This window comes from Pseudomonas sp. N40(2020), from assembly GCF_014472415.1.
Classification (GTDB): Bacteria; Pseudomonadota; Gammaproteobacteria; order Pseudomonadales; family Pseudomonadaceae; genus Aquipseudomonas.
On sequence record NZ_JACSZV010000019.1, the window covers coordinates 1 to 13,199 of the forward strand.

Genomic DNA, 13,199 nt, shown 5'->3' on the forward strand with positions numbered 1-13,199 from the left:
GCCGCAGGCTGCGATCTTTTGATTTTCAAAGATCGCAGCCTGCGGCAGCTCCTACAGGGGTGCAGCGTCCGGCTTACGTGTTTCCAAGGGTATGACCATGTCCCAAGACCGTCGCTACAGCTTCGAGTTCTTCCCGACCAAGACCGATGCTGGGCATGAAAAGCTGCTCAACGTTGCCCGTCAGTTGGCAACGTACAATCCCGATTTCTTCTCCTGCACCTATGGCGCTGGTGGTTCGACCCGTGATCGCACCCTCAACACCGTTTTGCAACTGGAAAGCGAAGTCAAAGTACCCGCCGCACCGCACCTGTCGTGCGTCGGCGACAGCAAGGACGACCTGCGCGGCCTGCTGAACGAGTACAAGGCTGCCGGCATCAAGCGCATCGTCGCCCTGCGTGGTGATCTGCCGTCCGGCATGGGCATGACCAGCGGTGAGCTGCGTCACGCCAATGAACTGGTTGAATTCATTCGTGAAGAAACCGGCGATCATTTCCACATCGAAGTGGCCGCTTACCCGGAGATGCATCCGCAGGCGCGCAATTACGAAGACGATCTCGCCAATTTCGTGCGCAAGGCCCGCGCCGGCGCCGACAGCGCGATCACCCAGTACTTCTTCAACGCCGACAGCTACTTCTACTTCGTCGACCGTTTGCAGGCGCTGGGCGTGGATATTCCGGTGGTGCCGGGGATCATGCCGATCACCAACTACAGCAAACTCGCGCGCTTCTCCGATGCCTGCGGTGCGGAAATCCCGCGCTGGATTCGCAAGCAACTGGAAGCCTACGGCGACGACAGCCAAAGCATTCAGCGCTTTGGCGAGCAAGTCGTCAGCGAAATGTGCGAACGCCTGCTTCAGGGCGGCGCACCAGGGCTGCACTTCTATTCCATGAACCAGGCCGAACCTAGCCTGGCGATCTGGAATAATCTGAAGTTGCCGCGCTAAACGCTACAAGCAAGATCAAAAGATCGCAGCCTTCGGCAACTCCTACAGGGGTTGTTGTGGCTGCGATTTTTTGCGTTTGAATCCCCGAATTAGAGCTTGTGCTGTCACTTTCTGGCTCTTTGCGGTTTCTCGTCGTAATCTCAAGCCATGCCTTTGATCACGCAGTTATTCGCCGTGCTGGTTTTTGCTTGCCTGAGCTTCGCCGCTCGGGGCGAGAAGTTGCGTATTGTCACCGAGCCGTGGGCGCCTTATGTCTATGAGGAGAACGGCAAGAACCTCGGGCTGGACTACGAAACCACGGCCATCGTGTTCAAGCGCCTGGGCATTGAGGTCGAATGGCAATTCCTGCCGTGGAAGCGTTGTCTGTCGATGCTTGAAACCGGTCAGGCTGATGGCGCACTGGACATTTTTCACAGCGACGAGCGCGACGCCACTCTGCTCTACCCCAGCGAACCGCTGTCGGACGTCGAGTTCGTGATGTTCTACGCCAACGACCGGCCGCACCCGTTCAGCACACTCGAAGAGCTCAAAGGCCTGACCATCGGCACCTCGCCGGGTTATCTGTACAGCCCCGACTTCAGCGAATCGACTCTGTTCACCCGCGAACCGGCGCCGACCCACGAAGCCAATTTCGGAAAACTGGTGCGCGGGCGCATCGATTTGCTGATTACTGATCGCCGCGTCGGCCAGCATTTGCTCGATCAGTTGAATATCCGTGACCAGATCAGCGAAAACCCCACTGTCATTAGCCGTCAGAGCCAATTTCTTGCGGTTCGGCGCAATGCTGGTATGGATTTACTGGTGCAGCGTTTTGGCGCCGAGCTCAAGCGATTCAAGCGTGAACCGGCCTATGCCGAGCTGAGCGCGCGTTATGGCGCAGCGCCAACCGGAGCCACGCCACTGGGGAATGTCTCGGCGAGCAGCAAAACCGTTGAGCAGCAGGAAAGCAGCGCGCAGTGATTGCTCTGTTATACTCCGGCGTTCCCGCCAGGCTCACGCCCGGACGCCCGGAACCGTAACAGGCCTCTCGACCCGCTACAGCGCAGCTTTCAGCCCGCGCGAGCACTCCAGACGTGCCTTCGGAACCGCAGCAGGACCGGACGGGATTGCGTCCTCTTAAACGCTATTCGCGCCAGGCAAGACTCCCATTGGGCCAAGCCCTAACTAAAACAGGATTACTCATGTCCTTTGCTTCCCTCGGTCTCTCCGAGGCTTTAGTCCGCGCCATCGAAGATGCGGGCTATACCGAGCCTACTCCGGTGCAACAGCGGGCCATTCCCGCCGTGTTGCAAGGTCGCGACCTGATGGTTGCGGCTCAGACAGGTACTGGTAAAACCGGAGGTTTCGCCCTTCCGATTCTGGAGCGGTTGTTCCCCAACGGTCACCCGGACAAATCCCAGCGTCACGGCCCGCGCCAACCACGCGTACTGGTCCTGACCCCGACCCGCGAACTCGCGGCCCAGGTTCACGAGAGCTTCAAGATCTACGCCCGTGACCTGAAATTCGTCAGCGCCTGCATTTTTGGCGGCGTCGGCATGAACCCGCAGGTTCAGGCCATGTCCCGTGGCGTTGACGTCCTCGTTGCTTGCCCGGGTCGTTTGCTCGACCTGTGCGGCCAGGGCAGCGTCGATCTGTCCCACGTCGAAATTCTTGTGCTCGACGAAGCCGACCGCATGCTCGACATGGGCTTCGTCCACGACGTGAAGAAAGTCCTCGCGCGTCTGCCGGCCAAGCGTCAGAACCTGCTGTTCTCGGCAACGTTCTCCAAAGACATCACCGACCTCGCCGGCAAACTGCTGCACAACCCGGAACGCATCGAAGTGACGCCGCCGAACACCACGGTCGAGCGCATCGAGCAACGCGTGTTCCGTCTGCCGGCCAGCCACAAGCGTGCACTGCTGGCGCACCTGATCACCGCAGGCGCCTGGGAACAGGTACTGGTGTTCACTCGCACCAAGCATGGCGCCAACCGTCTGGCCGAGTACCTGGACAAGCACGGCCTGCCGGCTGTGGCGATCCACGGCAACAAGAGCCAGAACGCCCGCACCAAAGCACTGGCCGACTTCAAGGCTGGCGAAGTGCGCATTCTGGTCGCGACCGACATCGCCGCTCGCGGTCTGGACATCGACCAGTTGCCACACGTGGTCAACTTCGAACTGCCGAACGTCGATGAAGATTACGTACACCGTATCGGCCGCACTGGCCGCGCCGGTCGTTCGGGTGAGGCGATCTCGCTGGTTGCCCCGGACGAAGAAAAGCTGCTGAAAAGCATCGAGCGCATGACCAAGCAGAAGATTGCCGATGGCAACCTGATGGGCTTCGACTCGAGCACCATTGAAGCCGAGAAGCCGGAAGTGCGTGAGCGTCCGGACGTGCGCAACCCGCGCAATCCTCGCGGCCCACGCGGCGACGGCCCGAATGGCGGCGGCGGTGGCGGCGGTCGTAAAGACAAAGGCAAGGACAAGGGCAAGGAAAAACCGGCCGGCGAACGTGGCGAGCGTCCTGCCCGTCAGCAGAAGCCGCGCGAAGGCACCCCGGCCCGTGAACAGCGTCAGCCATCGCAGCCGCCACGCGCCGCTGCCGATCGTGCACCGGACGAGTTCCTCGACGACGATGTCGATAACTTCGGTAACCGCGTTGATTACGTTCCTCAAGCCAAACCGGCTCAGGGCCGTGGTCGCCGTCCGGGTGCTCCGGCACAAGGCACGACAGCGGGTGCAGGTGCTCCGCGCAGCGGCAGCGGCAGCGGCAGCGGCAGCGGCAGCGGTAAGCCTCAGGGTCGTCAAAGCGGCCCACGCAGCAGCGATGGCGCCACCACCGGCACTCCGCCGGCCAAGCGCAACGGCCCGCGCAGCGGTGCTCCACGTGACGGCCAGGCCCGTCGCGAGGAGTCCCGCAACCGTCGCCCGGCTCGCACCGACGACCAGCCGCGTTCGGAACCTGCCGTGCAAAATCCGCGCGGCCCGGCACCGAAGATCATTCACAAGGAGTCAAAAACCGATCGTTTCCCGACTCCTGAGCAACTTGATCAACTGCCAGGCCGTCCGCGCGGCGAGAAACCAGCGTTGCTGACCCGCAACCGCTGATTTAACGCAGCCATAAAAAATGCCCCTGATCGCGAGATCAGGGGCATTTTTTTATCCGTCGCGAAAGTTATTTCGCTTTGACACCTTCAAACGTGATGTACAGATCGACGTTATCGGACTGTGGACCCAGAACCATCATCTTGCCGAAATCAGAGCGCTTGATGCTGGTAGTGCCTTCGAAACCGGCACGGTAACCGCCCCATGGATCCTTGCCTTCACCCAGGAAAGTGGCCTTGACCACGATTGGCTTGGTCACGCCGTGAAAGCTCAGGTCGCCGGTCACGTCAGCAGTGACCTTGCCATCGGCATTCTTGCCGGTTGGCTTGACGCTGGTAGAGACGAAGGTCGCTTTGGCGTACTTGCTCACGTCCAGGAAGTCAGCGCTGGCGATGTGTTTGTCGCGCTCGGCATGGTTGGTGAATACGCTGGCGGTATTGACGTTGAACTCGATTTTGCTGTCTTCAGGCTTGGCAGCGTCAAAGCTGAACTTGCCGTCGATGTCTTTGAAAGTACCGGTGATGAAGCTGTAGCCCAGGTGGCTGATCTTGAAGTCAACGAAGGCGTGCTGGCCTTCTTTGTCGACGGTGTAGTCAGCGGCCATTACGTTGGCGGACAGCACGGCAGAACCGATTGCCAGAGCGGCCAGAGTCTTTTTCAACATGCTTTCTTTTCCTTTGAGTCGAGGTTGAACTTCAGGCTTTGCGACCGAGCATTCGAGTGAGGGTCGCATCACGATCGATAAAGTGGTGCTTCAATGCTGCCAACGCATGGAGACCGGAAAAAATTACCAGCGCCCACGCCAGCCAGAGATGAATCACCCCAGCGGTATCTGCCTGATCCGGTAGCCCGGAAACCAGTGCAGGAACTTCAAACAGGCCAAACACCGGAATCCCGACACCGTCTGCGGTGGAAATCAGGTAACCGGCAAGCATCACAGCGAACAGCCCGACATACAGAAACCCGTGGCCGAACTTGGCGCCGATACGAGTCATGCGGCTGTAGCTTTGCAGCGTTGGCGGCGGTGGGCTGATAAAGCGCCACAACACCCGCAACACCATCACACCCAGCAGCACCAGACCGATGCTCTTGTGTAGATCCGGCGCGTCTTTGCGCCAGCTGCTGTAGTAATCCAGCCCAACCATCCACAGACCCAGCGCGAACAGTCCGAAGACCACCAGCGCCACGCCCCAGTGCATGAAGATGCTGACCCAACCATAGCGCGAAGAAGAGTTACGTAGCTGCATTGCCTAAATCCTGTGAGAACTGCGAACCAAGACTAGCGAGTTATCTATCGAATTAAAGCGGAAAATTTCGCTTTGAAATATCGAGAAATACGATGAAGAGTCTGGAAGTGATGCGTTAAGGAAAGATTAAAGGCGATTTTGCCGCATCGCGCTTGGGACAGACTGGTCGATTTTTACTAGCTGATCAGGCGCGATACGGGGTATTGAACTCGGCAGGCGGCTTTACGGAAGACCGCAAACAGCTAAATTTTCAATCAATAACTATGTATAGCTCATTGCACTTCGTTTGATCTTACAGGCCGATGGAAATCTGGTGATCAAGGAGGGTGAAACATTAATCTGGGTGGCAGATGGAAATCAGCCTTACAGTAAAACCTTGCATCAGAAACGCATGCGCGATCCTCTGCAGTTCGTCATCAGCAATAGCGGCTTTCTTTATGATCCGTCCAGACGCCGCCTTTGGATCGCTGAAAGTACTCACACCACTGACAAATCCCTCTGGTACCACACATGTATGACTATTCAGGATGATGGCAACCTGGTCATCTATGATCAACGCACCGGCAGTCCACGCTGGGCGCGCTTTGGCTTTACCCCAGGACGAAGCTCAAAGCCAAAGGAAAGATGGCTGAGAAACTTACCGGACGGTACGAAAGTATACGATTGGGATTTCTAACAGGCCCGGCACTGTCATCTTCGATTAGTTCTTGAGAACAGCCGGCGGCTGTAAACAATCTGCGCTATAAGGGTCTATCTTGCATTTGTGAGCAAGCTCCGAACTATATCCGCCCGGAAAAAAACGGCCATTTGCACAGCCGGAAAGTGTCAATAACACGAGCAGTATCGTAAGTATTTTCATAGCGGGTCACCTCCAATTTATCCAAGCATAAAATTTGAGATCGCGTGCCCGCTATCATTTCGCTCTGAATACTATGTGGGAAACTTCCTGTGCAGAGGTAAGCCTCGAGACTGCACAGCAGAGATAAGTGTGGAGGTTTAATTGCAAAAAAAACGCGGCCCATTTGGCCGCGTTTTTTATTGGAGCGAAGGCTTACTGCGCCTTGGTCTCTGTCGTTGCAGCAGGCTTGGCCGCCGGTTTCTTCGCCGGTTCAGCCTTTTTTGCCGCCGGTTTTGCCGGAGCTTTTTTCGCTTCGGTCTTGGCCGCCGGCTTCTTCGCCGCAGGCTTGGCCGCTGCTTTCTTGGCTGGCTCGGCTTTTACCGGGGCCGCTGGTTTCGGCGCTTCCACTGGTGCTGGTGCAGCTGCCGGGGTTGGCGCAGGCGCTGGAGTTACTGGCGCTGGAGCCGGCTCCGGGGCCTTGGTTGGCTCAGGTTTCTTGTCGTCATCCGAACCGCCGAACAGGTTGCTGAAGAAGTTGCCCTTCTTCGCCGCCACGGCACCCGCCGCGCCTGCCGCTGCAGCGGCCGGAACCACTTTGGCAGGTTCGAACGATTTGCCTGCCGCCAGATCTTCAACCTGACTGGCCGCACGCTGACCAGTGCGCAGAGCGCCTTCCAGCGTGCCCGGGTACAAGGTGTCGGTGTGTTCACCGGCGAACGCTACGCGTTGCAGCGGACGTTCCCAGATACGCCAGAACTTGCTGATCTGGCCCGGGCCGTAGGCCAGATACGCGCCACCCATCGACGGGTCGGTGCTGTAGCGGCGGATTTCATAACCGGTGAACGAGCCACGGGCCTGTGGATAAAACGCGTGCAGACGGATCAGCACCTGATCGACCATCTGTTTGTCGCCGAACGCCTGCATCACACGGGAGTTGTCGCCGGACAGGTTGATCACCACGTTGGCGCCGCCCTTCAGCGCCGGCTCGATCCAGAGCATGCCCAGACCTGCGTTGCTGTAGATTTCGCCGGACATACGCGCCTTGCTTTCCCACACTGGCGTCTTGAACTTCAACATGATCTGGTCGCGCCAGCCGTAGTTGGTGCCCTTGATCGCCGCCATATGCTGGGCATCCAGCGCAGGCGTCAGCTGAATCTTGCTCAGCGCACGCAGCGGCACGGCCAACACCACGTAGTCAGCCTGATAACCGACACTGCCGACCTTGACGGTCACGCCGTCCTTGTCCTGGCTGATGGCGGAAACCGGCGAGTTGGTCTTGATGGTCTTGATCTGTTTGACGAAGGCCTGCGCCAGCACCTGACTGCCGCCGACCAGACGCGAGGCGCGCAGGTCACGGTCGGAGATGCCGCGATAGACGCGGTTCTGCTGGGCGAAATACAGCAGCGACAGACGCGATGGTTCGTCGTAGTGGGTGCGGATGTCCTGGTTGATCAACTGGCGCGCAGTGGCTGGCAGGTTTTGCTTGTCGAGCCAGTTCGATACGTTGATCTGGTCCAGCGCGTGTAGGGTGCTGGTCGCCGCCGGGTTTTGCGGATCGTCGATCGAACGCGCCAGATCATCGAGGGTTTTCTGGTAGCGCTTCAAGGCATCGGCAGTGGACGGTTGCTTGATCGCCAGATCAGCGGCGGAGAAATACTCGCCGTCGATCAGATAACCCGGGGTGCGCACGAATTCCGGTGCCGGCGTGGTGCCCAGTTTGAAGGTCGAGACGTACTTGTTCAGCACCGGCTGCGTCTTGTCGTTGCCGATCCATTCGCTGGTGGCCATGCCCGAGCGACCGCCCATGCCTGGCTTGGCTTCCAGCAGCGTCACCTGCCAGCCTTTGTTTTGCAGCTCATAAGCAGCGGTCAGACCCGAAAGGCCGCCGCCGATCACGATTGCGGTTTTATCCTTGGCCAGCGCCGTAACGCTGAACAGCCCCAACATCACCAGCGCACAGGCGCGCAGCCAACCGACAGACATTCAGCGAACTCCGGAAAACACATAGGAAAAAGCAGTTTTGCGGGTCAGACGACCCAAAGAACCGCGAAGAATACGTTAGCCATCAAAACGCCGCCAGCGACGTCTATCGGCTCATACAAAGTAGCTCAATCGACACAATGGGTTGTCCCCGCGCGATGCATTGCATAGGCTTGCGCGATTGTTCGCCCGCGCCTGACGCGAGCCGCCTCGAGGAGACTGAAAATGGGCCTGAATAACCAGTGGATGCAACGCGATCTCGCGGTGCTGTGGCATCCCTGCACCCAGATGAAAGACCACGAGCAGCTGCCGCTGATCCCGATCAAGCGCGGCGAAGGCGTCTGGCTCGAAGACTTCGAAGGCAAGCGCTACCTCGACGCGGTCAGCTCCTGGTGGGTCAACGTGTTCGGCCACGCCAACCCGCGAATCAACCAGCGCATCAAGGATCAGGTCGATCAACTGGAGCACGTGATTCTCGCCGGTTTCAGCCATCAACCGGTGATCGAGCTGTCCGAGCGTCTGGTAAAGATGACGCCGCAAGGCCTGAACCGGGTGTTCTACGCCGATAACGGTTCGTCCTGCATCGAAGTCGCGCTGAAAATGAGCTTTCACTACTGGCTCAATCGCGGCCAGCCAAACAAGAAGCGCTTCGTTACCCTGACCAACAGCTACCACGGCGAGACCATGGCGGCGATGGCAGTCGGTGACGTGCCGCTGTTCACCGAAACCTATAAAGCCCTGCTGATGGACACCATCAAGGTGCCGAGCCCGGATTGCTACCTGCGCCCCGAAGGCATGAGCTGGGAAGAACACTCGCGCAATATGTTCGCGGCGATGGAACAGACACTGGCTGAGAATCACGACAGCGTTGCAGCCGTGATCGTCGAACCGTTGATCCAGGGCGCCGGCGGCATGCGCATGTATCACCCGGTGTATCTCAAGCTGCTGCGCGAAGCCTGCGACCGTTATGGCGTGCACCTGATCCACGACGAAATCGCCGTCGGCTTTGGCCGCACCGGCACCATGTTCGCCTGTGAACAGGCCGGCATCCGTCCGGACTTCCTCTGCCTGTCCAAGGCCCTGACCGGCGGCTACCTGCCGCTGGCGGCGTGCCTGACCACCGACGAGGTCTACAGCGCGTTCTACGACGACTATCCGACCCTGCGCGCCTTCCTCCACTCGCACAGCTACACCGGCAACCCGCTGGCCTGTGCGGCGGCGTTGGCGACGCTGGATATCTTCGAGCAGGACAACGTGATCGAGAACAACAAGGCGCTCGCCCAACGCATGGCGTCGGCCACCGCGCATCTGGTCGATCACCCGAACGTGTCGGAAGTGCGCCAGACCGGCATGGTGCTGGCCATCGAGATGGTCAAGGATAAAGCCAGCAAAGAGGCCTACCCTTGGCAGGAACGTCGTGGCTTGAAGGTGTTCCAGCATGCGCTGGAGCGTGGCGCGTTGCTGCGTCCGCTGGGCAGCGTGGTGTATTTCCTGCCGCCCTACGTGATTACCCCGGAGCAGATCGACTTCCTCGCCGACGTCGCCAGCGAAGGCATCGACATCGCTACGCGTGACAGCGTCAACGTGGCGGTGCCGAAAGATTTCCATCCCGGATTCCGTGATCCGGGCTGATCTATTTCACTTAAGCTTCAGCGGTGACCGGACTATCGTCATCGCTGGCAAGCCAGCTCCCACAGGTTCTGCGCAGTCCTTGTGGGAGCTGGCTTGCCAGCGATGGGGCCGCCAGACTTTTACACTTTTTACAGAGACCCCGCATGAGACTGTCCCGCTTCTTTATCGACGCCCCGCTGAGCACCGGCCAACACGAATTGCCGGAAGCTCAGGCGCATTACATCAGCCGCGTGCTGCGCATGGCCGAGGGCGATGCGGTGCAGATGTTCGACGGCTCCGGCCATGAGTTTCGCGGATCGCTGGTGGAAGTCGGCAAGAAACGCGTCGTCGTGCAGATCGACGAGCAACTTGCCGGGCAGATCGAATCGCCGCTGCAAATCCACCTCGGCCAAGGCCTGTCCCGTGGCGAGCGAATGGACTGGGCGATTCAGAAAGCCACCGAACTGGGCGTCACTGAAATCACCCCGATCTTCAGCGAGCGCTGCGAAGTGCGCCTGAAGGACGAACGCGCCGACAAACGCCTGCTCCACTGGCGCCAGGTGGCGATCAGCGCTTGTGAGCAATGCGGGCGTTCGCGGGTGCCGGTGATTCATCCGCCGGTGCTGTTGGCAGACTGGATCAAGCAGACTGAAGCTGATCTGAAGCTAGTACTGCATCCAATAGCTGAGCCGATGGTGAGCCATGCAAAACCTTCGACACTGGCGTTCCTGATCGGGCCGGAGGGTGGGTTGTCCGATGCCGAGGTCGAGCAGGCCAGGGGCAACGGCTTCCACGCCGCCCGCCTCGGCCCACGAGTGTTGCGCACTGAGACCGCGCCGGTGGTTGCACTGGCGGTGGCCCAGCAACTTTGGGGTGATTTCTAGGGCGCCATCGCTGGCAAGCCAGCGATTAGTCGCACCTCGGTCTACAAGACGTAAAACATAATCGCCACAAAGTGCAGCAAGCTCCCGGCAATCACAAACAGATGCCAGATCCCGTGCGCATGCCGCAACCGGTGATCCAGGGCAAAAAAGACAATCCCCACGGTGTACAAAACCCCGCCCGTGGCCAGCCAGGCGAAACCGGTGGTGCCCAGTGCCGCCAATAACGGCTTGACCGCCACCAGCACAATCCAGCCCATCACCGCGTAGATCACAATCGACAGAATCCGCGCCTCGGAGCGCGGTTTGATCTCTTGCAGAATACCGATCAGCGCCAGCCCCCAGACAATCCCGAACAACGTCCAGCCCCACGGCCCGCGCAGGGTCACCAGACAGAACGGCGTGTAACTCCCGGCGATCAGCAGGTAGATCGAAAAGTGATCGACCTTCTTCATGATCGCTTTCTTGCGCCCGCGCACGCTGTGGTACACGGTCGATGCGCTGTAGAGCACCAGCAAGGTAAAGGCGTAAATCGCCACACTGACAATCTTCCAGGGACTGCCATCCAGACAGGCAATCACCAGCATCCACACCCCACCGATAAAAGCCGCCACCGCCCCGACCAGATGCGTCCAGGCGTTCAATCGTTCCCCGTGATACATGTATCGCTCACCTCAAATTCGTTACCGCAGCGCGCAAGGCTCGGGCCTTGAGCGTAAAAGCGCAATGTTTCCGTTAAACATGATCTCCTGTAGGCGCTGCCCAAGGCTGCGATCTTTTGATCTTCCGTGCACAATCGGCCGACATAAAAAAGAGTCCGCGCCATGTTGATCGACGAAGAGTTGACCCTGAAAAAACTCGAGGTGTTCCTCGCCTTCATGCGCACCGGCAATCTGGCCCGCGCCGCTGCGGAGTTGCAGACCAGCAACGTCAGCGTGCACCGCGCGATTCATTCGCTGGAAAGCGCCCTGCGCTGCCCGCTGTTCAAACACGAAGGGCGCAACCTGACGCCGCTGGAAAGTGCCTATGTGCTGGAAGAACGCGCACAGAAGCTGATTCAGGACGTGGTCGAAAGCGTGCGCCTGACCCGCGAAGCCGCCGGGTTCTCCGCAGAACGCTTCAAGCTGGGCTCGCTGTACTCGCTGACAGTGAAGACCGTGCCGCAACTGATCATGGGCCTGAAGATCCGTCGCAGCGAACTCAACATCGACCTGATCCTCGGCTCGAACATCGACCTGCTCTACAAGCTGAAAAACATGGAAGTCGACGCGATCCTGGTGTCGCTGGACGACAGCATCAACGACCCGGACTGCGAGCAGATTGCGCTGTTCTCCGACGACATCTTCCTCGCCACGCCAGCAGATTCACGGTTCGCCCAGCGCAGTGAAGTCGATCTGGCAGAAGTTCGCGACGAAACCTTCATCACCCTGACCCAAGGCTTCGCCACCCATCAGGACGGCAATCGGGTGTTCAAGCAGGCTGGGTTCGAACCGAAGGTGGCGATGCAGGTGAATGACATCTTCACGCTGTTGAGCATGGTCAGTTCCGGGGTGGGTTATGCGCTGCTGCCGGGAAGGATTGCGGCGGTGTATGAGAATCGGGTGAAGCTGATTCCGTTGCAGGAGAAGTACCGGTTGCAGCAGCACATTGGCGTGGTGTTTCTGAAGGCCAAGGAGCGCGATCCGAATTTGCTGGCGTTGTTGGCGGAGTGTCGGATGTATGCCAATCGGCAGGCTTGAGACCGTGTCGTCTCCTTCGCGAGCAGGCTCGCTCCCACAGTTGGAATGCATTTCCCTGTGGGAGCGAGCCTGCTAGCGAAGGCGTCAGCCCAGACGACTCAAAACCCGAACCTAGCCAACAATCGCGCGAACAATAAAGAACAGCAACGAAGGCCCAAGCAAGCACCCAAGCCCGGTGTGGAACGTCGCCGTCAGCGCCCCATAAGGCACCAACCGCCGATCCGTCGCCGCCAGCCCGGCAGTCACACCACTCACCGTCCCGGCCAACCCGCCAAACACCATCGCCGAACGCGGGTTATCCAGGCCCATCCAGCGCGCCGCGACCGGCGTGCCGACCATCACCAGAATCGCCTTGATCAACCCGGTGGCAATCGACAGCGCCATCACATCCGAACTCGCACCAATCGCCGCACCGGTCACAGGGCCAACGATGTAGGTCACCGCGCCAGCGCCGATGGTGGTCATGCTCACCGCATCGCGATAACCAAACGCCCAGGCCATGCTCGCGCCGACAATGAACGGCAGGATCGTGCCCAGCAACAACGCAATCACCCCGATCGTCCCGGCCTTTTTCGCCTCGGTCGCCTGCACTTCAAACGCGGTGGCAACAATCGCGAAATCACGCAGCATTGCCCCGCCCATCAGGCCGATGCCGGAGAACAGCGTCAGATCCGCCAAACCTTTCTGCCCGCCCGTCATGGTGCCGCCGACCCACGCCAGCACCAGACCGATGACGATGGCAATCGCCGAGCCGTGAATGCGTCCGAAAGTCAGGCGTTTGGAGAGAACCACCGACACCCACATGATCACGCCGACAAAAGCGAAGGCAGTGATCAGACCGTTGTGTTCCAGACCTTTTTCAATGAGATCCCACATA

12 protein-coding genes are annotated in these 13,199 nt (G+C 59.3%); 7 read left to right on the plus strand and 5 right to left on the minus strand.

Annotated elements, in window-relative coordinates; translation table 11 throughout:
• Positions 1-97: 97 nt before the first annotated feature.
• From metF to IAI51_RS13875, 3 genes are all read left to right on the plus strand, one after another.
• On the plus strand, positions 98-943 hold the full coding sequence (gene metF, locus IAI51_RS13865; RefSeq protein ID WP_003229047.1) for a methylenetetrahydrofolate reductase [NAD(P)H]: 846 nt from the start codon (positions 98-100) through the stop codon (positions 941-943).
• Positions 944-1,090: 147 nt separating this feature from the next.
• A complete protein-coding gene (locus IAI51_RS13870) occupies positions 1,091-1,903 on the plus strand; it encodes a substrate-binding periplasmic protein (RefSeq protein WP_187679007.1) in 813 nt (270 codons plus the stop codon).
• Positions 1,904-2,124: 221 nt separating this feature from the next.
• Complete coding sequence (locus IAI51_RS13875; RefSeq protein ID WP_187679008.1) at positions 2,125-4,029, plus strand: DEAD/DEAH box helicase; 1,905 nt, start codon at positions 2,125-2,127, stop codon at positions 4,027-4,029.
• A 67-nt stretch (positions 4,030-4,096) separates the two neighbouring features.
• On the opposite strand, the gene IAI51_RS13880 is transcribed toward IAI51_RS13875, so the two are convergent.
• A complete protein-coding gene (locus tag IAI51_RS13880) occupies positions 4,097-4,690 on the minus strand; it encodes a YceI family protein (RefSeq protein ID WP_187679009.1) in 594 nt (197 codons plus the stop codon).
• Positions 4,691-4,721: 31 nt separating this feature from the next.
• The gene (locus IAI51_RS13885) at positions 4,722-5,273 is read right to left on the minus strand and encodes a cytochrome b (RefSeq protein WP_187679010.1); all 552 of its coding nucleotides are present in this window, start codon (positions 5,271-5,273) and stop codon (positions 4,722-4,724) included.
• Positions 5,274-5,586: 313 nt separating this feature from the next.
• Between IAI51_RS13885 and IAI51_RS13890 the strand changes: the two genes are divergently transcribed.
• On the plus strand, positions 5,587-5,949 hold the full coding sequence (locus IAI51_RS13890) for a hypothetical protein (protein ID WP_262410344.1): 363 nt from the start codon (positions 5,587-5,589) through the stop codon (positions 5,947-5,949).
• Between the two features lie 375 nt (positions 5,950-6,324).
• Here the strand turns inward: IAI51_RS13890 and IAI51_RS13895 are convergent, their stop codons facing one another.
• The gene (locus IAI51_RS13895; RefSeq protein WP_187679011.1) at positions 6,325-8,094 is read right to left on the minus strand and encodes a flavin monoamine oxidase family protein; all 1,770 of its coding nucleotides are present in this window, start codon (positions 8,092-8,094) and stop codon (positions 6,325-6,327) included.
• Between the two features lie 222 nt (positions 8,095-8,316).
• Between IAI51_RS13895 and IAI51_RS13900 the strand changes: the two genes are divergently transcribed.
• Together IAI51_RS13900 and IAI51_RS13905 are read left to right on the plus strand one after the other, a co-directional pair.
• Positions 8,317-9,723, plus strand: a complete 1,407-nt coding sequence (locus tag IAI51_RS13900) for an adenosylmethionine--8-amino-7-oxononanoate transaminase (RefSeq protein ID WP_187679012.1) — start codon at positions 8,317-8,319, stop codon at positions 9,721-9,723.
• 143 nt (positions 9,724-9,866) lie between these two features.
• The gene (locus IAI51_RS13905; RefSeq protein WP_187679013.1) at positions 9,867-10,586 is read left to right on the plus strand and encodes a 16S rRNA (uracil(1498)-N(3))-methyltransferase; all 720 of its coding nucleotides are present in this window, start codon (positions 9,867-9,869) and stop codon (positions 10,584-10,586) included.
• Positions 10,587-10,627: 41 nt separating this feature from the next.
• Here the strand turns inward: IAI51_RS13905 and trhA are convergent, their stop codons facing one another.
• On the minus strand, positions 10,628-11,245 hold the full coding sequence (gene trhA / locus IAI51_RS13910; protein ID WP_187679014.1) for a PAQR family membrane homeostasis protein TrhA: 618 nt from the start codon (positions 11,243-11,245) through the stop codon (positions 10,628-10,630).
• A gap of 162 nt (positions 11,246-11,407) precedes the next feature.
• Between trhA and IAI51_RS13915 the strand changes: the two genes are divergently transcribed.
• Positions 11,408-12,322 (plus strand): LysR substrate-binding domain-containing protein, encoded by a 915-nt coding sequence (locus tag IAI51_RS13915; protein ID WP_095187015.1) that lies wholly within the window; start codon positions 11,408-11,410, stop codon positions 12,320-12,322.
• A gap of 111 nt (positions 12,323-12,433) precedes the next feature.
• Here the strand turns inward: IAI51_RS13915 and madM are convergent, their stop codons facing one another.
• Positions 12,434-13,198: a malonate transporter subunit MadM gene (gene madM / locus IAI51_RS13920; protein ID WP_187679015.1), complete on the minus strand. Its 765-nt coding sequence runs from the start codon at positions 13,196-13,198 to the stop codon at positions 12,434-12,436.
• Between the last annotated feature and the right edge of the window lies 1 nt (position 13,199).